This window comes from Actinomadura rifamycini DSM 43936, from assembly GCF_000425065.1.
GTDB lineage: Bacteria > Actinomycetota > Actinomycetes > Streptosporangiales > Streptosporangiaceae > Spirillospora > Spirillospora rifamycini.
The window spans coordinates 17383-40976 of the sequence record NZ_AULB01000039.1; the positions used below are offsets into that span (position 1 = coordinate 17383).

A 23594-nucleotide genomic window follows, 5' to 3' on the forward strand; every position below is an offset into this window, starting at 1 on the left:
GCGGGCGTCCGTTGGCAGCACTTCCCCAGTCGCCAACGGGCGCCCGCCGCGTCACGCCGGTCGGGCGCGGTCCCCCAGCAGGGCGGGGATGCGTTCGAGGACGCCCCCGGCGAAGGTGTCGTAGAGGCCGAGCGGTTCGAGGTGGACGTAGCCGATGTGGCAGTCGCACGTGGCGAGGGGGCAGGGGCGGGGGCCGAGGGCGGCGCGGAAGGTGCCGTCGTAGAGGTTGCCGAGGACGGTCGGGACGAAGTGGCAGCGGCGCACGGTGCCGTCGCCGTCCACGGACACGACGGTGTCGCCGGTGCGGCAGGCGCGGCCCCGGCTCGGGTGCGGGTGCCGGCTGACCGGGAACAGCGGGTCGACGGCGGTCCACGCGTCGGCCTCGGCGTCGTCGTAGACGCGCCCCTCGGCGGCGTTGACCCACAGGTAGGCGTCGGCGGGCAGGTCGGCGCGGAGGCGGCGGGCGGCGTCGAGGTGCTCGGGCTGCCCGACGATGCCGACGCTGAACCGGACGCCGCGCGCGTGCAGGTCGCGGCACTTGCCGAGGAAGCGCTCGTACGGCACCTGGCCGGGGTGGTAGGTGGCCCACAGCGCCAGGCGGGACGGGTCGGCCTCGGACGTCCAGGACGTGCGGTGGCTGAGGTTCGTCTGGATCGCGACGCGCCGGACGTGCGGGAGGTGGCTCAGCTCGACGAGGGCGCGCCGGTACCAGGAGCGGACGAGCCCTTCGCCCCACGGCGTGAACAGCACCGAGACCGGGTGCTCCCGGGCGGCGACCCAGGCGGTGAAGCGTTCGAGGGCGGCCCGGTCGGCGCGGAGCTGCTCGGTCGTGTCGCGGCGCTTCGCGAAGGGGCAGTACGGGCAGTCATAGTCGCAGCTCGCGAGGGGCCCGCGGTACAGGATCGTCAGGTGGTCCATCAGCGCGCCTCGTAGGACGCCATGAGGGACCGCACGTGTTCGGAGAACAGGGCGGGGCCGATGGCGTCGGAGTGGGCGAGCCCTTCGGGGGTGAGGCGGAGCGTGTCGGCGGACGGTTCCAGCCAGCCGCGTTCGCCGAACGTGCGGAGTTCGTCCGGGAAGTGCGCGGACGGGTCGTCGCCGAAGCGCGCGCGGTAGGCGGCGAGGTCGAGGCCGTCCGCTTGCAGGAGGGACTGGAGGAGGTGTCGGCGGCGGCGGTCGTCCGCGTTCATGGTGAAGCCCACGCGGGCGGTGCCGAAGTCGGTCTCCCGCACGTAGTCGTCGATGATCGAGCGGACCTGGGACGCCCCGACGGCGTACTCGAACGAGTAGTGCAGGCGGGTCGTGTAGGAGCGGGCGCCGCAGCCGAGCCCGACCATGCCGTCGGTCTGGCAGCAGTACTCGGTCCCGTTCGCGGACGCGCCGGGCAGGCGGAACATGCGCATGGACACCTGCTCGTAGCCCTCGGCGAGGAGGTGGTCGCGGCCGAGCCGGTAGAGGGTGAGGCGCTGGTCGTCCCAGTCGCGGGCGCGCCGTCCGAGCCCGGTGAGCGGGCGCACGTACAGGGGGTAGAGGTAGAGCTCCTCCGGGCGCCACGCGAGGGCGGCGTCGAGGGAGTGCTTCCACGTCTCGGGGGTCTGCCCGTCGATGCCGTAGATGAGGTCGATGTTCAGGGTCGGGAACCCCGCGGCGCGGATGCGGTCGAGCGCGGCCTCGACCTCGGTGCGCTTCTGCGGGCGGACGGCCGCGCGGGCCTCGTCGTCGAGGAAGCTCTGCACGCCGATGGAGATCCGGGTGGTGCCGCGCTCGGCCAGGACGGCCAGCCGGTCGGCGGTGGCGGTCGCCGGGGACGTCTCGACGCCGAGCGGTCCCGTCCCGAACCCGGGGAAGCGGCCCGCGATGTCGCAGAGCCGTTCGAGTTCGGGGGCGGTGAGGTAGGTCGGGGTGCCGCCGCCGAAGGCGGCGGTGGCGAACGACGCGCCGTCCAGGCCGTCCAGCGCGTCCAGGACGGCCGCGGCCTGCCGGTCGAGCGCGTCCAGGTAGGCGCCGGTGAGCTCCTCGGGCGCGCCCGTGCGGGTGAACAGGTTGCAGAACCCGCACCGCATCTCGCAGAACGGGATGTGCAGGTAGAGGAAGAGCGCGCCGAGCGGTTCGCCCGCCCAGACGTCCCGCAGGGCGGGCGCGGGGTCGAGCGGCCGGTAGGCGGTCTTGTGGGGGTACGCGTAGACGTACCCCTGGTAGGGCGATCCGCCGGTCCGGGGGCCGGTCGGGGGGCTGGTCACGTTGATCACTGTCAAGGCAGAACGAACTCTCCGTACGGAACGGTCCACACGACCTCGTGGCCGATGCGGTGCCCGGTGTGGCCGTCCTCCCCGTACGCCGTGCCGTGGTCGGAGCACACGATGACGAAGCAGGGGCGGCGCATGAGGGCGAACAGGCGCCCGATGTGGGCGTCGACGTGGCGCAGGGCGGCGGCGTGGCTCGCGCGGGTGTCGCCGTCCGCGCGGGACGCGCCGTCCAGGTAGAACCAGTTCGGCTGGTGCAGGGACGCGACGTTGACCAGCAGGAACAGCCGGCGGTCGGGCGGCAGTCCGGCCACCACGGCGGCGGCCCGGTCGATCTGGTTGGGCAGCGCGTCCGGGTCGGTCACCCCGAACTCCGGTTCCCAGTGGCTCTCGGCGAACAGCGCCGGCAGCGCGGAGCCGAGCGGGGTGCGCTTGTTGAAGAAGCCGACGCCGCCGATGCAGGCGGTGCGGTACCCGGCGGCGGCGAGACCGGACGGCAGGTCGGCGGCGTCGAACGTCCAGGTGCCGGGCGCGGTCGTCTCGCTGCCGGGGAAGGCGCCGGCGAACAGGCGGGGGTGCGGGCCCGGCTCCGCGGGGGTCGGCAGGAACCCGGCGAGCATCGCCGCGTGCGCCGCGTAGGTGAAGCTGCCGGGCGTGTGCCGGCGCTCCCAGCGCCCGTCCGGCAGGTACCGGACGAGCGTGGGCGTCTCGCCCGCCGCGGCGAGTTCGGCGGCTACGTCGTACCGGAGGGTGTCGAGCGTGACCAGCAGCACGTCGTGGGTGCCGATGATCCGGTTCATGTCACGCACGGGCGCCGCTCTCCGCGAGGAGGGCCCGGACCTGGGCGGTGTAGGTGTCGACGCCCTCGGCGGGCCCGCCCGGGAAGCCGGTGAGGCGCGGCAGGAGGTCGCCGAACGCGTTGACCTCGCACACCGCGAAGCCCCGCATGCGGTTCAGGACGAGCAGGTCCACGCCGACCATCGGGCTGCCCGGGAAGCACGCGGCGGCCCGCGCGCACACGTCCATCGCTTCGTCCCAGCCGTCCGCGCCGAGCGCGCGCCGGACGGCCTCCAGGTCGCCTCTGGCACCGCCCAGGTGGAGGTTGGTCATGGGGTGGCGGCTCGTCCGGACGACCGCGTGGGCGGGTTCGCCGCCGATGACGACGACGCGCAGGTCGAACGTCCGTCCGCCGGTCGTCGCCTTCGGCACCCAACGCTCCACGTGCAGCCCGTCGGGGGCGAGCGCGTCGATGAGGGAGGCGACCTCCGGCTCGGTGAGGTAGGTGCGCACCCGCAGCGAGTTGCGCAGCCCGTCCGGGGTCATCGCCGCCGAGGTGACGGCGCGGACCCGGCCGCCCGGCGCGGTCTGCAGCGCCACGACCCCGGACGCGGACGAGCCGTGCGCGGGCTTGGCGAACACCCGCCGCTCCCCCGCCGCGTCCATCGCGTCCCGCAGCGAGGCGTAGTCCCAGCCGGGCACGTCCCCGGGCACGCCGCCGGGCGCTCCGGCGGGCGCGAGGGCGGGCGGCACGGGCCCCCCGGCGGCCAGCATCCGGGCGTGCGCCAGCCGCTTGTCGAACATGGCGGCGATGTCGCCGACGTCGCCGGCGATGCGGGCGCCCGCCGCCGACGCCGCCGCGTCGATCCGGCGGAGCGCGGCGGTGAACGCGCGGTACCAGCGGGCGCCGCCGCCGACCCGGGTCGGGTCGCCGGGGCCCCGCAGCAGCGCGTCGGCCTCGGCGTCCTCGCCCGGCGAGTCGATCCGCACGAGGTCGCCGGGCCCGAAGGGGAGGTCGCCGCCGCGCAGCACGTCCGTCCAGGGGACGACGCGGGGTTCGGGCAGCCCGCACGCCCGGCACGCGTCCGCGAACAGCACGTGCCGCCGGTCGCCGGGCGTCGCGACGACGGTGAACGCGGCCGTCATTCCGACACCGCGACGTAGTACTGGCGGTCCCCGTCGTCGTCGCCCCACGGGAACTCGGACGCGGTCTCGAGGTCGAGGGCGACGCCGGGCAGTGCGGCCTTCAGCCGTCCGGCCGCCTTCTCGCTCAGGTAGCTGCCGCTGAGGTCGAGCCTCCGCAGGTGGGTGAGCGGCTGGCCGGTCAGCAGCGCCTCGGCGCCGCGGTCGGTCAGCGTGCCCAGCGCGAGGGCGAGCGACTCCAGCCGCGCCACGGCCGGCGCGGACGCGACCGCCCCCGCGAGTTCGTCCAGCATCGGGGTGTTGAACAGCCCGAAGTGCCGCAGCGAGGGGAACCGGGCCCCGTCGAGGAGGGGCGCGAGGTCCTCGGCCGTCGCGTCGCCGCCCCGGTGCTCGACGCCCAGCCACAGGTCGAGGTGCTCCAGGTTCGGCAGGCCGCTCGCCCCCACCGCACGCACCACGTCCGCCGGGAGCCCGGCGGACTCGAACCGCAGCACCCGCAGTGCGTCGCTCCGGAACGGGCTCAGGGACAGATCCTCCGCGCCGCGGACCTCGAACCGCTCCAGGCCCGGGAACGCGTGCAGCACCGGCGTGATGTCGGTGTGCTGGATCCAGGAGAGGTGCGCCTCCTCCTCGATGTCGATGTCGCCGACGAACAGCGCCCGCAGGTTGGGGAAGGCGGCGGCCGCGTCGGTCAGCACCTTCACCGGCAGCGGCTCCATGTCCCAGAAGCCGATGACCAGCGCGGTGACCGCCGCGGTGTCGACCTCCTCGACGAACGCCGCGAACCGCTCGTCGAAGTCGGGACCGTCGTAGGAGGTGGCGACGCGCCACGCCGCCTCCCCGGCCGCCGGCCGCTCGCCTCCCGCGCCGTGCGTGACCACGGGCAGGCCCGCGTACTCGGTCAGCGGCTCATAGATGTCCATGGTTCCCTTTCACGCTCTTCGCGCAGATCATTCCGACACCGCGATATAGAACCCATCCGGAGGCCACGCCTCGTCGAGCGTTTCGTCCTCGGGAAGGCGGAGGTCGACGTCGACGTCCGGGAGTTCGGCCGTGAGCCGTTCCATCATCGCCGCGGACAGGAAGTGGTGGTGCAGGTCGAGCTTCCGCAGGTGCGTGAGGGGCTGCCCCGCCAGCAGCGCCTCCGCGCCCCGGTCGGACAGCGTCCCCATCGCCAGGCTCAGCGACTCCAGCCGCGCCACCACCGGCGCGGACGCCACCGCCTCGGCGACCTCGTCCTGCATCTCCGAGTCCTCCAACCCGAGGTGCCGCAACGCCGGCAGCCGCTCCCCCGACAGGATCGGCGCCAAGTCGTCCACGGACGCGTCACCGCCGTAGTCCGGCGTCCCGAGCCACAGGTCGAGGTGCTCCAGGTTCGGCAGGTCGCACTCCCCCACCGACCGGACGACGCCCGCCGGAAGCCCGCCGGACTCGAACCGCAGCACCCGCAGCGACGTGCTGCGGACCGGTTCGTTCAGGTGGCCGACTCCCCGGACCTCCAGCCGCTCCAGTTCCGGGAACGCCCGGAAGAACGGCGCGATGTCGCCGTGGTCGATCCACGAGATCTCCTGCTCGGGGATGTCGCCGAGGTAGAGCGCGCGCAGGCGGGGGAACGCGTCCGCCTTCTCGGCGAGCTGCCGTGCGGCGCTCGGCCGATGCCACCAGCCGCTGACCAGATGGGTGACCCGCGCCGTGTCGACGTTGTCGAGCAGCCAGTCGAGGCTCGCGCCGGCGTCGTAGGACCGCCAGCCGCGCTGCGCCGGGTACAGGCCCCACGCGGCGTCGCCGGGTTCGGGCGGCGCGTCGGAGGGCGGCTCCATCTCGATCTGGACGACGGGGAGTCCGTCGAACTCCTCCAAGTACTCGTTCATTCGGAGACCCTGATGTAGAAGCGCTCGAAGTCGTCCGCCACCTGCCGGTCACCGAGATCGACGTCGACGCCGGGCAGCGCCGCGCGCACGCGCTCCATCATCGCCTCGGACAGGAAGTGGTGGTGCAGATCGAGCTTCCGCAGGTGCGTGAGGGGCTGCCCCGCCAGCAGCGCCTCCGCGCCCCGGTCGGACAGCGTCCCCATCGCCAGGCTCAGCGACTCCAACCGCGCCACCACCGGCGCGGACGCCACCGCCTCCGCGACCTCGTCCTGGATCTCCGAGTCCTCCAGCCCGAGGTGCCGCAACGCCGGCAGCCGCTCCCCCGAAAGGATCGGCGCCAAGTCGTCCACGGACGCGTCACCGCCGTAGTCCGGCGTCCCAAGCCACAAATCCAGGTGCTCCAGGTTCGGCAGATCGCTCGCCCCCACCGACCGGACGACACCCGCCGGAAGCCCGCCGGACTCGAACCGCAGCATCTTCAGCGAAGCACTCTCGAACGGGTCCAGGTCGAGGAGGGTCGCGCCGCGCAGCTCGAACCGCTCCAGGCTCGGAAACGCCCGGAAGACCGACGCGAAGTCCTCCTCGTTCTCGTGCTCGACCCATGAGATCGGCACTCCGGACATGAGGTCGCCGACGAACAGGGTCCTGAGCCGGGGGTAGGACGCGGCCCCGGCCAGACTCGACGCCGCGAGCGGCGTGTCGTCGGAATAGCCGCCGAGGATCACCGCGACGACCTGGGCGGGGTCCACCAGCGCCGCGAAGGCCGCGAAGGCGTTGTCGTACTTCCCCCCGTCGTCGCCCTCGACGCGCCAGGCGACCTCGCCCGCCGGCGCCGCGCCGGCCGGATCCGCGGCCTCGGGATCGAACGACACCACCGGCAGGCCGGCGTAATGCTCCAGGCGGTCCAGATAGCTCATTCCGACACCTCGACATAGAAATGGTCATCGACCTCGGGTTCCTGCCGGTCGCCGGTGGCGCAGGTCGAGCCCGCGCAGGCCGCCGCGTCCGCCGCCGGAGCTCACTCGGAGACTTCGATGTACGGGTCATCCCGCGGTGCGGGCTCCAGCGCGATGTCGACGCCGGGCAGGGCCGTGCGGATCCGCTCCTGGAGCGGCGCGGAGATGAAGTGGTAGTGCAGGTCGAGCTTCCGCAGGTGCGTGAGGGGCTGGCCCGCCAGCAGGGCTTCGGCGCCGCGGTCGGTCAGCGTCCCCATCGCCAGGCTCAGCGACTCCAGCCGCGCCACCACCGGCGCGGACGCCACCGCCTCCGCGATCTCGTCCTGCATCTCCGAGTCCTCGAGACCGAGGTGCCGCAGCGACGGCAGCCGCTCGCCCGACAGGATCGGCGCGAGGTGGGCGACGGTCGCGTCGCCGCCGTAGTGCGGCGTCCCGAGCCACAGGTCGAGGTGCTCCAGGTTCGGCAGGTCGCTCGCCGCCACCGCCTCGACGATGTCCGACCCGAGCCCGCCGGACTCGAACCGCAGCACCTTCAGCGCCTCGCTGGCGACGGGTTCGAGTATGAGATCCGAGGCGCCCCGGACGTCCAGCCGCTCCAGCTTCGGGAACGCGCGGAGCAGCGGCGTGATGTCCCCGTGCTCGATCCAGGAGATCTCGGACTCCATGTACGTCAGGTCGCCGAAGAAGATCGAGCGCAGGTTCGGGAACGACGCCGCGGACTCGACCAGGTGCGGCACCGGGTAATCGGCGTGCTCGTCGTAGCTCGCGCCCCAGTAGCCGATGACCAGCGCCGTCACCCCGGCGGTGTCGACGGTCGCGCAGAACCGCTTCCAGATATCGCCGAACCGCTCCGCGTCGTACTCGGACGCCACCTTCCAGGCCACCGGCCCGGCGGGCGGCTCCTCGCCCGTGTCCGCCTCGAAGCCGACCACCGTGAGGCCGACGTACTGGTCCAGGTTCTCGCCGATCATGCCGTCCCTTTCATGTTTTGTCCGCCATGTCTTATCAGGAGGGGCGGACAGCTCCGGCGCTTCCGCTCACTCCGACACCGCGACGTAGAACTCCGGTTCCTCGTCCCCCTCGTCCGGCTCCCGCCGGTCGCGCAGATCGACCTCGGCACCGGGCAGCGCCTCCGCGACCCGCCGCATCATGTCCTCGGACAGGAAGTGGTGGTGCAGGTCGAGCTTCCGCAGGTGGGTGAGCGGCTGCCCCGCCAGCAGCGCCTCCGCGCCCCGGTCGGTGAGGACGCCCATCGCCAGGCTCAGCGACTCCAGCCGCGCCACCACCGGCGCGGACGCCACCGCCTCCGCGATCTCGTCCTGGATCTCCGAGTCCTCCAGCCCGAGGTGCCGCAACGCCGGCAGCCGCTCCCCCGCGAGGATCGGCGCGAGGTCGGCGGGCGTCGCGTCGCCGCCGTAGTAGTCCTCCCCGAGCCACAGGTCCAGGCGCTCCAGGTTCGGCAGCTCGCTCGCCCCCACCGCCCGGACGACCGAGGCGGGCAGCCCGCCGGACTCGAACCGCAGCGTCCGCAGCCCGGCGTGCTCGACCGGCTCCAGGACCAGCCCGTTCGAGCCGCGGACGTCCAGCCGTTCCAGCTTCGGGAACGCCCGGAGCAGCGGCGTGACGTCGGCGTGCTTGATCCAGGACATCTCGGCTTCGTCGACGGTGATGTCGCCGAGGAAGAGCGACCGCAGGTTCGGGAAGTCGGCGGCGGCCTCGGCGATCCACGGCACCGGGTACAGGCGGCGGATGCGCTCGCGTCCCCAGGAGGCGATGACGAGTGCCCTGACCTGCGTGGTGTCGACCGCGCGGCGGAACCGCGCCCACGCGTCGCCGAACTCCTCCTCGCCGTCCACCGCCACCCGCCAGGCCGCCCGTCCGGCGGAGGACGCGGGCGGGCCGGCGGCGTCCCGGCCGCCGAACCGCTCCACGGGCAGTCCGGCGTACTCGTCCAGGTGGTGGACGATCATTACTCGGACACCTCGATGAAGAACCACTCGCCGTCCGGCTTCTGCCGGTCGTCCAGGCCGACCGTGACATCGGGCAGCGCAGCGCGCACGCGCTCCATCATCGGCTCGGACAGGAAGTGGTGGCGCAGTTCGAGCTTCTGCAGGTGGGTAAGGGGCTGCCCGGCGAGGAGCGCCTCCGCGCCCCGGTCGGTGAGGATGCCCATCGCGAGGCTCAGCGACTCCAGCCGCGCGACGACGGGCGCGCCCGCGACCGCCTCGGCGACGTCGTCCTGGATCTCCGCGTCCTCCAGCCCGAGGTGCCGCAGCGCCGGCAGCCGCTCGCCCGACAGGATCGGCGCGAGGTCGGCGGGCGTCGCGTCGCCCCCGTAGCCGGCGGTCCCGAGCCACAGGTCGAGGTGCTCCAGGTTCGGCAGGTCGCTCGCCCCGACCGCCCGGACGACCGCGGCGGGCAGTCCGCCGGACTCGAACCGCAGCGTCCGCAGCCCGGCGTGCGCGACCGGCTGCATCGTCAGGTGCTCCGCGCCCCGGACGTCGAGCCGCTCCAGGTTCGGGAAGGCTTCGAAGATCGGCGTGATGTCGCCGTGGTCGATCCAGGAGATCTCGGACTCCTCGGCCGTGATCTCGCCGATGAACAGGTGCCGCAGCGCGGGGAAGGACGCCGCGGCCTCCACCAGCACCGGCACCGGGTAGGTGTAGTCCGAGTCGTACTCGGCGCCCCAGTAGCCCAGCATCAGCGTCGTGATCCCGGTGGTGTCGACGGTCTCGCGGAACAGCTTCCAGACCTCGTCCCACGCTTCCTCGTCGAACTCGGTCGCCACGCACCACGCGGCGTCCCCCGGGGCGGGAAGCTCGGGGAGCCCCTCCGCGTCCTCGTCGAGCCGGCTCTGATCGAACCGGAACACGGGCGAACCGGCGTACTCGTCGCGCAAATCGTAGATACCCAAGGCTCCCCCTGAACGGATTTGTCCGCCTGTCCTATCAGGACAGGCGGACAAATCAGCGCGTTTCAGCGGAACGCGGGTTCAGGCGCCGCCGATCAGGAGGCGGCCTCGGCTTCCCCGGTCGCGATCAGGACCGAGCCGTTGTACTTGCCCTCGACGAACTTCGCGACCTCCGGGCCCTGCAGCAGCTCGACGAGCTTCTTCACCCGCGGGTCGTCCTTGTCCCCCGGCAGCGTCACGATGCCGTTGGCGTACGGGTTGCCCTCGGCCTTCTCGGCGGCGAGCGCGTCGTCCTTCGGCGTCAGCCCGGCCTCGATGGCGTAGTTGCCGTTGATGACCGCGAGGTCGACGTCCGGCAGCGAGCGGGGCAGCTGCGCGGCCTCCAGCGGCTTGATCTCGAGCTTCTTCGGGTTGTCGGTGATGTCCTGCTCGGTCGCGCTCGTCGGGGCGTCCGCCTTCAGGGTGAGCAGCCCGTTGTCGGCGAGCAGCTTCAGCGCGCGGCCCTGGTTGGCCGGGTCGTTCGGGACGGCGACGGTCGCGCCCTGCGGCACGGAGTTCAGATCCTCGACCTTCTCGGAGTAGACCCCGAGCGGCTCCAGGTGGACGGGCGCGATCCACTCCAGGTCGTCGCCCGCCTTCTTCTCGAACTCCTCCAGGAACGGCACGGTCTGGAAGTAGTTGGCGGTGACCTGCTTCTCCACCAGCGCGGTGTTGGGCTGGTTGTAGTCGTTGAAGGTCACGATCTCCAGCTCGAGGCCGGCGTCGGCGGCCAGCTCGTCCTTGACGTACTGGAGGATCTCCCCGTGCGGGACGGGGTTGACCGCGACCTTCAGCGGCGCGTTCGGGTCGTCGGACGCGCCGGACGAGCCGCAGGCGGTGAGTCCCGCGAGCAGCCCGAGGGACGCCAGCGCGACGGAAATCTTGCGAAGCACGACAAGTGCCTTTCTCTAGCGGTGGGTGAGGCGGCGGGCGACGAAGTCCCCGACCGCCTGGATGACGAGGACCAGGACGATGAGCAGCACCACGGTGGCGACCATGACGTTGGTCTCGAAGCGCTGGTAGCCGTAGACGACGGCGAGGTTGCCCAGGCCGCCGCCGCCGACCGTCCCGGCCATGGCGGTGTATCCGATGAGCGCGATCACGGTGACGGTCAGCCCGGACACCAGGCCGGGCCGCGCCTCGCGCAGCATCACCTTGCGGACGATCTCGCGGCGCGTCGCGCCCATCGCGTCCGCTGCGGCGATGACGCCGGGGTCGACCTCGCGGAGCGCGATCTCCACGAGGCGCGCGTAGAACGGGATCGCGCCGATGGTGAGCGGGACGATCGCCGCCTCGTTGCCGATGCTGGTGCCGACCACGATCCGGGTGAACGGGATGATCGCCACCATCAGGATCAGGAACGGCAGCGACCGCCCGATGTTGACGACGACGCCGAGCACCTTGTTGACCGGCCGCGCGGGCAGCAGCCCGCCGCGCTCGGTGACGACCAGCAGGACGCCGAGCAGCAGCCCGAACACGGCGGTGAACAGGGTGGCGACGCCCGTCATGTAGAGCGTCTCCCAGGTGGCGGGCCACAGCAGCGGCATGACCTCGTCCCACGTCATCGGGCGTCCTCCTCGGCGGTCTGGGGGGCGGCGGGCTCGCGGACCTCGACGGACAGGCCGGCCTCGCGCAGGAACGCGAGCTGCGCCGCGTTGTCCGACGGGTCGCCGGGCAGTTCGAGCTGGAGGCGTCCGACGCGCTCGCCGGCGACCGTCTCGACGGCCCCGCCGAGGATGTTGACGTCCAGCGAGTACTTGCGGGCCAGCGCGGACACGAACGGCTCGTCGGTGGCGCCGCCGACGAAGGTGACCTCGACGACCGTCGAGCCGGGGCGGGGCTCGGCGGGCGGCAGCGGGAACAGGCCGCGGGCCAGCTCCGATCCCGGGCGGGCGAGCAGTTCGGTGACCGGGCCCGACTCGGTGAACCGGCCCGCGCGCATGACGGCGGCCGAGTCGCAGATCCGCTTGACCACGTCCATCTCGTGGGTGATCAGCAGGACGGTGAGGCCGAGCCGCCGGTTGAGGTCGCGCAGCAGTTCGAGGATCGAGGCGGTGGTCTCCGGGTCGAGCGCCGAGGTCGCCTCGTCCGACAGCAGCACCTTCGGGCGTCCGGCCAGGGCGCGGGCGATGCCGACCCGCTGCTTCTGCCCGCCGGAGATCTGCGCCGGGTACGCCTTCGCGTGGTCGGTGAGCCCGACGAGGTCGAGCAGCTCGGCGACGCGCGCCGTCCGCCGGGCCCGCGGGACGCCCATGACCTCCAGCGGGAACGCGACGTTCCCGGCGACCGTGCGGCTGCCGAGCAGGCCGAAGTGCTGGTGGATCATGCCGATGCCCTGGCGGGCGCGGCGCAGTTCCGCCCCCCGCAGGGCGAGCAGGTCCGAGCCGTCGACCACGACGCGTCCGGAGTCGGGGCGCTCCAGCAGGTTGACGCAGCGCAGCAGGGTGCTCTTCCCCGCGCCGCTGCGGCCGAGCACGCCGAACACCTCGCCCTCGCGGACGGTGAGGTCGACGCCGTCGACGGCGGTCACCTCGCGTCCTCGGGCGCGGTAGACCTTGCGGAGTTTTTCGATCTGGATCACAGAGAATCAACCCGTGCGGACAGGCGCCGCCGGTGGGCGGCGGTGCGTGCGGATGAGGCGTGCGGAGGGTGCCGGTCCGGGACGAACGGCGCCGCGCGGCACGCGGGTGTGCGGGCGCGGGCGTCCCGGCTCCTGCGGACGGACGCTCGACCGGCCCGGTCAGGCGAGACCGGGCGGGTACGGGGCGTGGCTCAGCAGGTGGCGTTCGATGATCATGCGTGACTCGGGTGTCGGGGTTCGCTCACTTCGGGGCGCGAGACTCAGGCAGGGGCCCTCAGCGGTCACACATTCGACGGCAGCGCGTACACCGCGGGGCCCGCGTCATCTGCGGACGGCGCTCCTGGCACGGGCGTACGGCGGTCATGTCAGCAGTTAAGCCGCGAAAGACAGATGACGCAAATCGATCAGGAGGGTGGCGAACCGCATTTCCGCCGGACATCCCGCCATAGGGGGACGACTCCACGTGACCACCCTCACAACGGGAGAGGACGGGAGAGAATCGTCACAAACCCCCACATCGCCCACCGAACAACGATTCGGTGACGGACCGCTTGCGAAGCGCTGACGTGTGTGGGCCAGACGGATGAAACCAGACGAGCCGGACCTCTAGAGTGATGCTGACGCCGGGGTCCCCGCGCACGCGGACCCGGTGCCCGGGCGGCCCCCGCATGCTCGACCGCCTGCATCAATCCCGTCTGCGTCAATGCCCCGCCCGCACGATCAGAGGTCCCCCACCATGTACGACCACACTGTGCACGAGGAGTGCCTGCGGCTCCTGCGGGACGGCCTGCCCGACCCCGCCCCCCACGCCGCCGGCGACGGACTGGACTTCCTTCCCCTGGGAGTCGACCGCGACGGCGACATCGCCGTCGTCACGTTCCTCCAGTGGGGCGACGGCGGGACCGTTCCACTCATCGAGGGCTGGACGTTCCACCAGCGCGACGGCGAATGGATGGAGATCGGCGGCGCCGCCGGCTCCGCGCCCGACGAGCCCCTCGCCCGCCGGTCGTCCGGCGAGATGGGCCGGCACCTGCAGAAGTACGGTTCGGGCCGGACGGTCCGCAACGCCAACCGGCTGCTGCCGTGGGGCGCCAAGTGGGTGAGCGAGGCCCGGCTGCGCGCGTCCGCCGAGGTCGCGCGCGTCCGCGTGGGCAAGCGGCTGCTCGTCGTCCCGCCGCACGGCCACGTCGCCGTCGTGTGGGGCGCCCGCCGCGCGCCGGTGGTGGAGGCGCTCGACGCCGACGGCTCGGTGCTGGACACCCTCGACCTCGCGCCCGCGCCCGCCCCCGCCCGCTCGCAGTCCTGACCGCGCGGCGACGCTTCCGCGCGTCCCGGTCCGGGCAGACTGCGGACATGGCCGTGACGCCCGACTACGACGCCGACCCCGAGCGCTTCCGCCTCGCCGCGCGGGTGACCCGCCGGTACCTGATCGGCGCGCGCAGCCTGCACGACCACGTCGCCGCGAAGCTGCGGGCGGCGGGCGCGTCGCGCGTCCTGGACGTCGGCTGCGGGGAGGGCGCGCTGAACGGCGCGCTGCCCGACCCGCCGCCGTTCCCGCTCGTGGGCCTGGACGCGTCCGCGGCGCTGCTGCGCGCCCACCCGGGTCCGGCGGTGCGCGGCGACGCGGCGCGGCTCCCGTTCCGCGACGGCGCGTTCGACGCGGTCACGGCCGTGAACATGCTGTGCCACCTGGACGATCCGGTACCGGCCCTGCGGGAGGCGCGGCGCGTGCTGGCGCCCGGCGGGCTGCTGCTGGCGTCCGCGATCAGCCGCGCCGACAGCCCGGAACTCGCGCCCGTCTGGTCGCCGCCGCGCACCCCGTTCGACGCCGAGGACGCGCCCGCGCTGGTGTGCGCGGTGTTCGGCGAGGTCGAGGTGGAGCGCTGGGACGCCCCGCTGCTCACGCTCCCGCACCGCGCGGCCGTCCGCGACTACCTGATCGCGCGGCAGGTCGCCCGCGCGGCCGCGGAGGAGGCCGCCGCGCTGGTGCCGACGCCGCGCCCGGTCACCAAGCGCGGCGCCCTCGTCGTCGCCCGGCGGTGACGGCGGCCCCGTACGCGGCGAGGCCGCCGAAGTCCGGTTCGGCGGGGGTCAGAGCCAGCCGAGGTCGCGGGCGGAGCGGACGGCGGCGTGCCGGTTGTCGGCGCCCAGCTTGGTGACGGCCGCCGACAGGTAGTTGCGGACCGTCCCCTCCGACAGGCCGAGGCTCCGCGCGATCTTCGACACCGGGGCGCCGTCCGCCGCGGCGCGCAGGGCGTCCAGCTCGCGCGGGGTCAGCGGGCACTCCTCGGCGGCGAGCGCGTCCGCGGCGAGCTGCGGGTCGATGTACCGGGCGCCGTCCGCGACCTGCCGGATCACCTCCGCGAGCCGCGCCCCCGGCGCGTCCTTGCCGAGGAACCCGCGCACCCCGGCGGCCATCGCGCGCCGCAGGTTGCCCGGGCGGCCGTGCGCGGTGACGATCACCAGCCGGCAGCCGGGCAGGTCGCGGGCCAGCCGCTCGGCCGCGGCGAGCCCGTCCAGCCCCGGCATGTCGATGTCGAGGACGGCGACGTCCGGTTTCAGGGCGAGGGCCCGGTCGACGGCCTCGTCGCCGCGCCCGACGTCGGCGGCGACCTCGATGCCGTCCTCGGTCTCCAGCAGCAGGACGAGCGCCTCCCGGATCAGGAGGTGGTCGTCGGCCAGCAGCACCCGGATCATGCGTCTCCCTTCCCCGCGCCCGGCGCGGGCGCGGCGGGCAGCGCGGCCGTGACGCGGAACGTCCCGTCGCCGCCCGGCCCGGCGCGGAACTCGCCGCCCGCCGCGGCGATCCGCTCGGCGAGGCCCGGCAGGCCGCTGCCGCCGTCCCCGGCGGAGCGCCGCCCGGCGCCGTCGTTGACGATCTCGACGCGGACGCCGCCGCCGTCCGCCCGCACGCTGATCTCGCACCACGTCGCGGCGGAGTGCCGCAGGACGTTCGTCGCGGCCTCCCGCGCCACCCAGCCGAGCGGTTCGTGCACGTGGGCGGGCAGCGCGGGCGACACCTCGGGCGGCTCGCACCGGATCCCCGCCGCGCGCAGCACCGCCGACATGCCGTCCAGCTCGGCGGCCAGCGACGTCGCCCGGTAGCCGCGGACGACCTCGCGCACGTCGCGCACCGAGTCGCGGGCCATCCGCTGGATCTCGGCGAGCTCCTTGCGGACGCGCCCGCCGTCGCGGTCGAGGAACCGCTCGGCGACCTCGGCGCGCAGCGCGACCGCCTGGAGGCTGTGCCCGAGCACGTCGTGCAGGTCGCGGGCGAACCGCTGCCGCTCCTCCCCGACCGCCGACCGGGCCAGCTCGGCGCGCGCCTCCCGGAGCTCCTGCACGACATGGAACAGCCAGACCGTGACGTATCCGGAGAAGGCGCCCAGCGGGACGCCCGTCACCTCGTACAGGACGGTCAGCGCGGGCAGCCCCAGCAGCGTCCCGTAGACCGGTGTCAGGACGGTCGCGGCGGCGGCGACCGGGACCGCCTCGCGTACCGGCAGCACCACCGCGATCAGCCCGGACGGCACCAGCAGCGCGTTGCCCCAGCCCTGCTCGACGCCCAGCAGCGGCGCCGTCCAGCACGCCAGGGCGATCGCGGCGAGGCCGAACCGGTGCGCGGGGCGGGTGCGGCGCATCAGGTTCAGCCACAGCAGCCGGGCGTACCCGGCGAAGACCGCCGCGACACCGGCGAGCCCGGCGGCGAACGCGGCGGCGTCGCGCGTCCCGACGGCCTCGTTCCACAGCGCGGGCACCATGAACCCGCTCAGCGTGAGGACCGTCATCCCCACGATCGTCGCGGCGATCACCGTGGGCCGCGGAATCCAGGGCTGCACGCGCCCAGCGTACGTGCCGGCCACGCGCCGGGGTCAGGCCGCGCGCGGACCGGTCGAGCGGCCGGACGAGCGGCCGGACGAGGCGCCGGAGAGGCGGGCGGAGTCGCGGCCGGTCAGCAGCCGCCCCTCGTCGAGGACGCCGACCCGGTCGGCGCGGCACGCCTCGCCGGGGTCCCGGGTGGCGAGCACGACGGTCGTGCCGCGCGCGGCCAGGTCGCGCAGCACCGCCCGCACCTCGCGGGCCGGGCCGTCGTCGAGGCCGGCGGTGGGCTCGTCCAGCAGCAGCAGGTCGGACCGGCCGACGAGGGCGAGCGCCAGGTCCAGCCGCCGCCGCTGCCCCTGCGCGAGCCGCTCGAACCGCACCCCGGCGGCGTCCCCGAGGCCGACGCGGTCGAGGACGTCCCCGCGGGCGAGCGGGTCGAGCGTCCAGCGGCGCCACGTGTCGACGACCTCGGCGACCGTCAGCCCGGGGAACAGGCCGCCGTCGCGCCAGACGGTCCCGCTGCGCGCGGCGTCCCGGTCGGCGTACGGGTCGGCGCCGCGCACGCGGACGGTCCCCGCGGCGGGCCGCCGCAGCCCGGCGAGCACCTCCAGCAGCGTCGTCTTGCCCGCGCCGTACCGGCCGAGCACCGCGTAGACCTCGCCGGACGCCACGGTGAACGCGACGTCCCGCACGCCGCCGCGCGCGCCGCCGCCGAGTTCCAGGTCGCGTACCTCGATCACGGGTGCCTTCATACCGTCCATGCTTCCCGCGCCGCGCGCGGACGTGCAGTCACGGGCATCAGGAATCGGCGGTGAGGAACGCACCGGTCGCCCGTGACAAATGTCAGACGGCGCCGTCACGCGCCGGCGAGGACCTCCCGGACGAGTTCGTCCGGCCGGGCGATCCCGGCCAGGGCCATCGTCAGCTCCATCTCCGCCTGGAAGCAGCGCAGGACGTGCTGGACGCCGGCCTGCCCGCCCAGCGCGAGCCCGTAGGCGTACGGGCGCGCGAGCAGGACGGCCCGCGCGCCGAGCGCGAGCGCCTTCACCGCGTCGGCGCCCGTGCGGATCCCGCTGTCGAACAGCACGGTCGTCCGGTCCCCGACGGCCTCGACGACGCCGGGGAGGGCGTCCAGCGACGCGATCGCCCCGTCCACCTGCCGTCCGCCGTGGTTGGAGACGATGACGCCGTCCATGCCCGCGTCCGCGGCCCGCCGGGCGTCGTCGGGGTGCTGGATGCCCTTGAGGGCGATCGGGCCGTCCCAGTGCTCGCGGAGGAACGCCAGGTCGTCCCAGGTCAGCGACGGGTTCCCGAAGTTCGCGACCCAGTGCAGCAGCGCGGTGTCGCGGTTGGCGTCGGTGACGGGCCCGCCGACCGCCCGCTGGAAGACGGGGTCGCTGAAGTAGTTCGCGACGCCGATGCCGCACAGGAAGGGCAGGTACGCCTGGTCGAGGTCGCGGGGCCGCCACGCCATCGTGAACGTGTCGAGGGTGACGACCAGGGCGGTGTACCCGGCGGCCGCGGCCCGCTCGAGGAAGCTGGCGGCGAGGTCGCGGTCCTTGGGCCAGTACAGCTGGTACCAGCGCGGCCCCTCGCCCCCGGCCTCGGCGACCTCCTCGATGGAGTGGGACGCCGCCGTGCTCAGCACCATCGGGACGCCCTCGGCGGCCGCCGCGCGCGCCACCGCCAGTTCCCCGTCGGGATGCAGGATGGACAGGACGCCGATGGGGCCGAGCAGCACGGGCGACGGCATCGCGGTGCCGAGCACCGTCACCGACAGGTCGCGCTCCGCGACGTCCCGGAGCATTCTGGGGACGATCCGGTGGCGGTCGAACGCGGCCCGGTTGGCGCGCGCGGTCGCCTCGCTCCCGGCCGAACCCGCGACGTACCCGAACGCTTGGGCCGACAGCGCGCGCTCTGCGCGGGCCTCCAGTTTCGTGAGGTCCGTGGGGAGGGCGGGAGTGACGTCACCGAGCCCCTGCAAGTAGATCGAGTTCTGGAAGTCGGCCAGTCCGCTCACGAAGCGTCCTCCTCGCGGTCCGTGTCAGCCGCCCCAACCTACCGCCGCCCGCCCGCATACCCGGAGAACCGGCGGATTCCGTACCGACCTGCACGGGCACGGCTCGTCCCGGGGCGGACGCCGGCCGGGATGTCCGCCTTCCGCGGACGGCGCCCGGGTGGCATGTGCACAACTGTCTCTGGGACCGGCCACAATAAGGCGCATGGCACGACGCGGATCCCAAGCCCCTCCCCCGCCGCCGGACTTCGAAGAGAACATCGTCGACGTCGATGTCTCCGAGGAGATGCGCGGCAGCTTCCTCGAGTACGCCTACTCGGTCATCTACCAGCGGGCGCTCCCGGACGCGCGCGACGGGCTCAAGCCCGTGCAGCGCCGCATCCTCTACTCGATGAACGAGATGGGGCTGCGTCCCGACCGCGGGCACGTCAAGTGCGCCCGCGTCGTCGGCGAGGTCATGGGCAAGCTGCACCCGCACGGCGACAGCGCGATCTACGACGCGATGGTGCGGATGGCGCAGCGCTGGGCCATGCGGATGCCGCTCGTCGACGGGCACGGCAACTTCGGGTCGCTCGGCGGCGACGACATGCCCGCCGCCATGCGGTACACCGAGGCGCGCATGACCCGCGAGGCCATGCTGATGGTCGGGTCCATCGACGAGGACACCGTCGAGTTCCGGCCCAACTACGACGGCCAGGAGCAGGAGCCCGAGGTCCTGCCCGCGGCGTTCCCGAACCTGCTGGTCAACGGCGCGTCCGGCATCGCGGTCGGGATGGCCACCAACATGGCGCCGCACAACCTCGGCGAGGTCGTCGCCGCCGCCCGGCACCTCATCGACCACCCCGACGCGACCCTCGACGAGCTCATGAAGTTCGTCCCCGGCCCCGACCTGCCCACCGGCGGCAAGATCGTCGGGCTGGACGGCGTCCGCGACGCCTACGAGAAGGGCCGCGGCACCTTCCGCACCCGCGCCACCACGACCATCGAGAACGTCACGCCGCGCCGCAAGGGCATCATCGTCAGCGAGCTTCCGTACGCCGTCGGGCCGGAGCGCGTCAAGGCGAAGATCAAGGAACTGGTCAACGCCAAGAAGCTGCAGGGCATCGCCGACCTGAAGGACCTCACCGACCGCACCGTCGGCCTCCGCCTGGTCATCGAGATCAAGAACGGCTTCAACCCCGAGGCCGTCCTCGCCGACCTGTACAAGCTGACGCCGATGGAGGAGACCTTCGGCATCAACAACGTCGCCCTGGTCGACGGGCAGCCCCGCACCCTCGGCCTCCGCGACCTCCTGCAGGTCTACATCGACCACCGCATCGACGTCGTCCGGCGCCGCTCGCAGTTCCGCCGCAAGAAGCGCGAGGACCGCCTCCACCTCGTCGACGGCCTACTGGTCGCCCTGCTCAACATCGACGAGGTCATCCGGATCATCCGGGAGAGCGACGACGCCGCGCAGGCCAAGCGGCACCTGATGGACGTCTTCGAGCTGTCGGAGATCCAGGCGCAGTACATCCTCGACACGCCGCTCCGCCGGCTGACCCGCTTCGACCGGCTCGAACTCGAGAAGGAGAAGGAGCAGCTCGCGAAGGAGATCGCGAAGCTGACGGCGATCCTGGAGTCCGAGCGCAAGCTCCGCAACCTCGTCTCCCGGGAGCTCGGCGAGGTCGCGAAGGAGTACTCGACGCCGCGCCGCACGGTGCTGCTCGAGGCGTCCGGCCAGACGTCCGCCGCGGCCGTCCCGCTGCAGGTCGCGGACGACCCGTGCCTCGTGCTGCTGTCGTCCACGGGGCTGCTCGCCCGCACCCACGACGCGTCCCCGCTGCCCGACAGCGGCCCCCGCGCGCAGCACGACGTCCTGCTCTCCGCCGTCCCCTCGACCGTCCGGGGGCAGATCGGGGCGGTGACGAACCTCGGGCGGATGATCCGCATCGAGGTGGTGGACCTCCCGGTCCTGCCGCCCACCGCGGCGCCCCCGTCCCTGGCGGGCGGCGCGCCCGCGACCGAGTACGTCGACCTCGAACCGGACGAGACGATCGTCGGCGTCGCGGCCGTGAACGAGGCCGGCGGGGGCCTCGCCCTCGGCACGGTGCAGGGCGTCGTCAAACGGGTCGTCCCCGACTTCCCGCACAACCGCGAGGAGTTCGAGGTCATCACGCTCAAGGACGACGACCGCGTCGTGGGCGCCGTCCAGCTGCAATCCGAAGACGACCACCTCGTCTTCATCACGAACGACGCGCAGCTCCTGCACTACGCGGCGTCGCTCGTCCGCCCGCAGGGCCGGATGGCCGGCGGCATGGCGGGCATCAAGCTGGGGGCCGGCGCGCGGGTCCTGTGGTTCGGCGCGATCGACCCCGCCCGCGAGGCCCGGGTGATCACGGTGTCCGGGTCGTCCGAGGCGCTGCCGGGCACCGAGAGCGGCGCGATCAAGATCGCCGACTTCGCCGACTTCCCGTCGAAGGGCCGCGCCACCGGCGGCGTCCGGTCGCACCGCTTCCTGAAGGGCGAGGACGTCCTGCTGCAGGCGTGGGCGGCCCCGACGCCGCTGCGCGCCGCGGGCCCCAACGGCAAACCGGCCACCCTCAACGCGCCGCTGGGCCGCCGCGACGGCTCCGGCGACCCGCTCGACACGACGATCACCACGATCAGCGGGCCGCTGGGCCCGCCGCCCGCGGACGCCGCGGAGTGACGGCCCGGGGCCGGGCGGCCCGCCCGGCCCCCCGCGCCGTCTGCGACGATGACCCCATGGACGAGGAAGTCATCCCCATCCTCCGCGTCGCGGACGCCGCCGCCGCCGTCGGATGGTACGAGCGGCTCGGCTTCACCCTGCGCTGGGAGCACCGCTTCGAGCCGCGCCTCCCCGCGTTCGTCGAGGTCGCGCGGGGAGACGTCCGGCTGTTCCTGTCGGAGCACGAGGGCGACGCCCGTCCCGACACCCTGGTCTATTTGCGCGTCCGCGACGTCGACGCCGTCGCCGCCGAGTTCGGCGCGGAGGTCGCGGACGCCCCGTGGGCGCGCGAGGTCGAGCTGCGCGACCCGGACGGCAACCGGCTCCGCATCGGCACGCCGACCGGGTGAGCGGCGTCCGGATGTGACAGGAGCCCGTCATGGCGGCCGCCCGCACCGGGCGGCGACAATGAAGGCATGTCCGCTCCGCACCGTGTCGTGATCGCCGTGTTCCCCGGCGTCGACCTCCTCGACGTCACCGGGCCCGCCGAGGTGTTCGCCGTCGCCGGGCGGGAACTGCCCGGGACGCCGTACCAGGTGCTGCTCGCCGGGGCCGACGGCGGGACGGTGCGCACCGCCGCCGGGGTGCGGGTCGCGACCGACCTGACGTTCGCCGAGGTCGGCGACCGGGTCGACACCCTCCTCGTGCCCGGCGCGCTGGACGCCGCGGGCGCGCCGGTGATCGACCCCGACCTGGTCGCCTGGATCGCCGGGACCGCCGAGCACGCCCGCCGCGTCGCCTCGGTGTGCGTCGGCGCGCACCTGCTCGCCGCCGCCGGGCTGCTGGCGGGCCGCACCGCCACCACGCACTGGGCCACCGCCGACCGGCTGGCCGCCGACCACCCCGACGTCACCGTCGACCCCGACCCGGTCTACGTCCGGTCGGGCGACGTGTGGACGGGCGCGGGCATCAGCGCATGCATGGACCTCGCGCTCGCCCTCGTCGCCGAGGACCACGGGGAGCGGGTCGCGCTCGCCGTCGCGCGGCAGCTCGTCATGTACCTGAAGCGGCAGGGCGGGCAGAGCCAGTTCAGCGTCCCGCTGTGGGAGGCCCCCGCCGGGCGCCGCGACCTCGACGAGCTGCGCGCGTGGATCACCGCGAACCTCACCGCCGACCTGTCCGCGGCCGCCCTCGCCGACCGGATGTGCCTGAGCGAACGGCACTTCGCGCGGGTGTTCCGCAGGGAGACCGGGCGCACCCCCGCCGCCTACGTCGAGGCCGCGCGGGTGGAGGAGGCCCGGCGCCTGCTGGAGGGCACCGACGAGCCGCTCGACCGGGTCGCCGCCGCGTGCGGGCTGGGCTCGGCGGAGACGCTGCACCGGGCGTTCCGGCGGCGGCTCGGCACCACCCCCGCCGCCTACCGGCGCCGCTTCCGCGTCGCCGCCTGATCTTTCCCCGCACGCCCCGGCCGTCCGGCCGGTGGTCGCCCCTGCCCTCCGAAGGAGCACACATGTCCGTTTCGACGACCCTGCGCGACGTGATCGGCCTCGACGGCGCCCTGCCGGCGCTGTCGTCCGGGACCCTGGTCCTGATCGACTTCCAGAACACCTACCGCACCGGCGTGATGGCGCTGCCGGACGCCGACCGCGCGCTGGCCGCCGCATCCCGCCTCCTGGAGCGCGCCCGCGCCGCCGGGATCCCGGTCGTCCACGTGGTCCACGACGGCGGCGAGGGCAGCCCGTACGACGTCCGCGCCGAGAGCGGCCGGGTCGCGCCGCCGGTCGCGCCCCGGGACGGCGAGCCGGTCGTGGTGAAGCGCTTCCCGGACTCCTTCCACCAGACCGGACTCCAGGACGTGCTGCGGCGCCTCGGCGCCGGACCGGACCTGATCCTGGCGGGGTTCATGACGCACATGTGCGTCCAGTCCACGGCCCAGGGCGCGTTCTACCTCGGCTACCGGCCCACCGTCGTGGCCGAGGCGTGCGCGTCCCGTCCGCTCGCGGGCCCGGACGGCGCGCCGCTGCCGGCGGACGTCCTGCACACCGCCGCGCTGACCGCGATCGGCGACATGTTCGGCCTGGTCGCCGCCCGCGCGGACGTCCTGCCCGACTGACGTCAGAAGCCGACGACCGCGAACACGATGCCCCCGATGACGTGCGCCAGCACGGTCACGACGAGGACCGCGATGAGGACGTACTTGGCCGTGGGGTGATCGAACTGCGAGCCGGGCGGGTTGCGGTGCGCCGAACGGTCCTGGGCCCGCCGCTCCAGCTCGTCCAGCGAGGGCAGGAAGGACGGTCGTCTGATGGGCATGCGATCCTCCTCGGTGTCCGTCCCGCCGCCGGCCTCTCCGGCGGGTCCGCCGAACACGGGGCCTCCCGACGATCGGTGCGCGAATCGTCGCCCTGCTTTCGTTATAACCGCAGACCGAGCGGGCCGGAGGTCCCGTGCCAGGTGATCCGAGCAACACCCCGCCCGGGCCGTCACCACCGCGGGCGGCGGCGCCTGCCAGCCTCGTGATCATGGTCTGCTTCATCCGGCTTCGCACCGTCTGAGACGGAGCGCCCCG

24 protein-coding genes are annotated in these 23594 nt (G+C 73.8%); 6 read left to right on the top strand and 18 right to left on the bottom strand.

Annotated features, from left to right (window positions below; translation table 11 throughout):
* Positions 1-51 precede the first annotated feature (51 nt).
* From H505_RS0130225 to H505_RS0130285, 13 genes are all read right to left on the bottom strand, one after another.
* The gene (locus H505_RS0130225) at positions 52-918 is read right to left on the bottom strand and encodes an STM4011 family radical SAM protein (protein ID WP_026404952.1); all 867 of its coding nucleotides are present in this window, start codon (positions 916-918) and stop codon (positions 52-54) included.
* Positions 918-2249, bottom strand: coding sequence for an STM4012 family radical SAM protein (locus H505_RS0130230; RefSeq protein WP_425248273.1), 1332 nt, complete (start codon positions 2247-2249; stop codon positions 918-920). Before H505_RS0130230 ends, H505_RS0130225 begins: the two co-directional genes overlap by 1 nt.
* Before the next feature lie 2 nt (positions 2250-2251).
* Complete coding sequence (locus H505_RS0130235; protein WP_034520591.1) at positions 2252-3043, bottom strand: STM4013/SEN3800 family hydrolase; 792 nt, start codon at positions 3041-3043, stop codon at positions 2252-2254.
* Between the two features lies 1 nt (position 3044).
* A complete protein-coding gene (locus H505_RS0130240; protein WP_026404955.1) occupies positions 3045-4166 on the bottom strand; it encodes an STM4014 family protein in 1122 nt (373 codons plus the stop codon).
* The gene (locus H505_RS0130245) at positions 4163-5086 is read right to left on the bottom strand and encodes an STM4015 family protein (RefSeq protein WP_026404956.1); all 924 of its coding nucleotides are present in this window, start codon (positions 5084-5086) and stop codon (positions 4163-4165) included. Before H505_RS0130245 ends, H505_RS0130240 begins: the two co-directional genes overlap by 4 nt.
* Positions 5087-5113: 27 nt before the next feature.
* Positions 5114-6034 (bottom strand): STM4015 family protein, encoded by a 921-nt coding sequence (locus tag H505_RS0130250; protein WP_026404957.1) that lies wholly within the window; start codon positions 6032-6034, stop codon positions 5114-5116.
* Complete coding sequence (locus H505_RS0130255) at positions 6031-6951, bottom strand: STM4015 family protein (protein ID WP_026404958.1); 921 nt, start codon at positions 6949-6951, stop codon at positions 6031-6033. Before H505_RS0130255 ends, H505_RS0130250 begins: the two co-directional genes overlap by 4 nt.
* A 101-nt stretch (positions 6952-7052) precedes the next feature.
* Positions 7053-7961, bottom strand: coding sequence for an STM4015 family protein (locus H505_RS0130260; protein WP_026404959.1), 909 nt, complete (start codon positions 7959-7961; stop codon positions 7053-7055).
* Positions 7962-8027: 66 nt separating this feature from the next.
* A complete protein-coding gene (locus H505_RS0130265) occupies positions 8028-8960 on the bottom strand; it encodes an STM4015 family protein (RefSeq protein ID WP_026404960.1) in 933 nt (310 codons plus the stop codon).
* The gene (locus H505_RS0130270; RefSeq protein ID WP_026404961.1) at positions 8960-9904 is read right to left on the bottom strand and encodes an STM4015 family protein; all 945 of its coding nucleotides are present in this window, start codon (positions 9902-9904) and stop codon (positions 8960-8962) included. The genes H505_RS0130265 and H505_RS0130270 overlap by 1 nt, the downstream gene beginning before the upstream one ends.
* A 92-nt stretch (positions 9905-9996) precedes the next feature.
* A complete protein-coding gene (locus tag H505_RS51240) occupies positions 9997-10833 on the bottom strand; it encodes a MetQ/NlpA family ABC transporter substrate-binding protein (protein WP_026404962.1) in 837 nt (278 codons plus the stop codon).
* 15 nt (positions 10834-10848) lie between these two features.
* On the bottom strand, positions 10849-11505 hold the full coding sequence (locus tag H505_RS51245) for a methionine ABC transporter permease (RefSeq protein ID WP_026404963.1): 657 nt from the start codon (positions 11503-11505) through the stop codon (positions 10849-10851).
* Positions 11502-12521, bottom strand: a complete 1020-nt coding sequence (locus H505_RS0130285) for a methionine ABC transporter ATP-binding protein (RefSeq protein WP_026404964.1) — start codon at positions 12519-12521, stop codon at positions 11502-11504. Before H505_RS0130285 ends, H505_RS51245 begins: the two co-directional genes overlap by 4 nt.
* A gap of 736 nt (positions 12522-13257) precedes the next feature.
* Between H505_RS0130285 and H505_RS0130290 the strand changes: the two genes are divergently transcribed.
* Together H505_RS0130290 and H505_RS50220 are read left to right on the top strand one after the other, a co-directional pair.
* Positions 13258-13827: a hypothetical protein gene (locus tag H505_RS0130290; RefSeq protein WP_233617713.1), complete on the top strand. Its 570-nt coding sequence runs from the start codon at positions 13258-13260 to the stop codon at positions 13825-13827.
* A 47-nt stretch (positions 13828-13874) separates the two neighbouring features.
* Entirely contained in the window at positions 13875-14564 is a 690-nt protein-coding gene (locus H505_RS50220; RefSeq protein WP_051301331.1) for a class I SAM-dependent methyltransferase, read from the top strand.
* Between the two features lie 48 nt (positions 14565-14612).
* Here H505_RS50220 and H505_RS0130300 read toward each other — a convergent pair whose 3' ends face one another.
* The 4 genes from H505_RS0130300 to H505_RS0130315 all read right to left on the bottom strand — a co-directional run bounded on the left by H505_RS0130300 (position 14613) and on the right by H505_RS0130315 (position 18363).
* Positions 14613-15218: a response regulator transcription factor gene (locus tag H505_RS0130300; RefSeq protein WP_026404966.1), complete on the bottom strand. Its 606-nt coding sequence runs from the start codon at positions 15216-15218 to the stop codon at positions 14613-14615.
* Positions 15215-16360: a sensor histidine kinase gene (locus H505_RS45290; protein WP_034520594.1), complete on the bottom strand. Its 1146-nt coding sequence runs from the start codon at positions 16358-16360 to the stop codon at positions 15215-15217. The genes H505_RS0130300 and H505_RS45290 overlap by 4 nt, the downstream gene beginning before the upstream one ends.
* Before the next feature lie 33 nt (positions 16361-16393).
* Entirely contained in the window at positions 16394-17095 is a 702-nt protein-coding gene (locus H505_RS45295) for an ATP-binding cassette domain-containing protein (protein WP_064743739.1), read from the bottom strand.
* 104 nt (positions 17096-17199) lie between these two features.
* Positions 17200-18363: a lactate 2-monooxygenase gene (locus tag H505_RS0130315; RefSeq protein WP_026404967.1), complete on the bottom strand. Its 1164-nt coding sequence runs from the start codon at positions 18361-18363 to the stop codon at positions 17200-17202.
* Between the two features lie 202 nt (positions 18364-18565).
* Here H505_RS0130315 and H505_RS0130320 point away from each other — a divergent pair, with 202 nt between their 5' ends.
* The 4 genes from H505_RS0130320 (at position 18566) to H505_RS0130335 (ending at position 23138) form a co-directional block, all read left to right on the top strand.
* On the top strand, positions 18566-21046 hold the full coding sequence (locus H505_RS0130320; protein WP_026404968.1) for a DNA gyrase/topoisomerase IV subunit A: 2481 nt from the start codon (positions 18566-18568) through the stop codon (positions 21044-21046).
* A 56-nt stretch (positions 21047-21102) separates the two neighbouring features.
* Complete coding sequence (locus tag H505_RS0130325) at positions 21103-21435, top strand: glyoxalase superfamily protein (RefSeq protein WP_026404969.1); 333 nt, start codon at positions 21103-21105, stop codon at positions 21433-21435.
* A gap of 66 nt (positions 21436-21501) precedes the next feature.
* The gene (locus H505_RS0130330) at positions 21502-22473 is read left to right on the top strand and encodes a GlxA family transcriptional regulator (protein WP_026404970.1); all 972 of its coding nucleotides are present in this window, start codon (positions 21502-21504) and stop codon (positions 22471-22473) included.
* Positions 22474-22535: 62 nt separating this feature from the next.
* Positions 22536-23138 (top strand): cysteine hydrolase family protein, encoded by a 603-nt coding sequence (locus tag H505_RS0130335; protein WP_026404971.1) that lies wholly within the window; start codon positions 22536-22538, stop codon positions 23136-23138.
* Between the two features lie 2 nt (positions 23139-23140).
* On the opposite strand, the gene H505_RS0130340 is transcribed toward H505_RS0130335, so the two are convergent.
* A complete protein-coding gene (locus H505_RS0130340; protein ID WP_125617102.1) occupies positions 23141-23338 on the bottom strand; it encodes a hypothetical protein in 198 nt (65 codons plus the stop codon).
* Positions 23339-23594 lie beyond the last annotated feature (256 nt).

What these genes read in the sequence shown, in the direction of transcription:
- H505_RS0130225 (WP_026404952.1), bottom strand. Translation starts at nt 918, where the DNA reads ATGGACCACCTGACGATCCTGTACCGCGGGCCCCTCGCGAGCTGCGAC.
- H505_RS0130235 (WP_034520591.1), bottom strand. Translation starts at nt 3,043, where the DNA reads ATGAACCGGATCATCGGCACCCACGACGTGCTGCTGGTCACGCTCGAC.
- H505_RS0130240 (WP_026404955.1), bottom strand. Translation starts at nt 4,166, where the DNA reads ATGACGGCCGCGTTCACCGTCGTCGCGACGCCCGGCGACCGGCGGCAC.
- H505_RS0130245 (WP_026404956.1), bottom strand. Translation starts at nt 5,086, where the DNA reads ATGGACATCTATGAGCCGCTGACCGAGTACGCGGGCCTGCCCGTGGTC.
- H505_RS0130250 (WP_026404957.1), bottom strand. Translation starts at nt 6,034, where the DNA reads ATGAACGAGTACTTGGAGGAGTTCGACGGACTCCCCGTCGTCCAGATC.
- H505_RS0130255 (WP_026404958.1), bottom strand. Translation starts at nt 6,951, where the DNA reads ATGAGCTATCTGGACCGCCTGGAGCATTACGCCGGCCTGCCGGTGGTG.
- H505_RS0130260 (WP_026404959.1), bottom strand. Translation starts at nt 7,961, where the DNA reads ATGATCGGCGAGAACCTGGACCAGTACGTCGGCCTCACGGTGGTCGGC.
- H505_RS0130265 (WP_026404960.1), bottom strand. Translation starts at nt 8,960, where the DNA reads ATGATCGTCCACCACCTGGACGAGTACGCCGGACTGCCCGTGGAGCGG.
- H505_RS51245 (WP_026404963.1), bottom strand. Translation starts at nt 11,505, where the DNA reads ATGACGTGGGACGAGGTCATGCCGCTGCTGTGGCCCGCCACCTGGGAG.
- H505_RS0130290 (WP_233617713.1), top strand. Translation starts at nt 13,258, where the DNA reads ATGTACGACCACACTGTGCACGAGGAGTGCCTGCGGCTCCTGCGGGAC.
- H505_RS50220 (WP_051301331.1), top strand. Translation starts at nt 13,875, where the DNA reads ATGGCCGTGACGCCCGACTACGACGCCGACCCCGAGCGCTTCCGCCTC.
- H505_RS0130300 (WP_026404966.1), bottom strand. Translation starts at nt 15,218, where the DNA reads ATGATCCGGGTGCTGCTGGCCGACGACCACCTCCTGATCCGGGAGGCG.
- H505_RS45295 (WP_064743739.1), bottom strand. Translation starts at nt 17,095, where the DNA reads ATGAAGGCACCCGTGATCGAGGTACGCGACCTGGAACTCGGCGGCGGC.
- H505_RS0130320 (WP_026404968.1), top strand. Translation starts at nt 18,566, where the DNA reads ATGGCACGACGCGGATCCCAAGCCCCTCCCCCGCCGCCGGACTTCGAA.
- H505_RS0130325 (WP_026404969.1), top strand. Translation starts at nt 21,103, where the DNA reads ATGGACGAGGAAGTCATCCCCATCCTCCGCGTCGCGGACGCCGCCGCC.
- H505_RS0130330 (WP_026404970.1), top strand. Translation starts at nt 21,502, where the DNA reads ATGTCCGCTCCGCACCGTGTCGTGATCGCCGTGTTCCCCGGCGTCGAC.
- H505_RS0130335 (WP_026404971.1), top strand. Translation starts at nt 22,536, where the DNA reads ATGTCCGTTTCGACGACCCTGCGCGACGTGATCGGCCTCGACGGCGCC.
- H505_RS0130340 (WP_125617102.1), bottom strand. Translation starts at nt 23,338, where the DNA reads ATGCCCATCAGACGACCGTCCTTCCTGCCCTCGCTGGACGAGCTGGAG.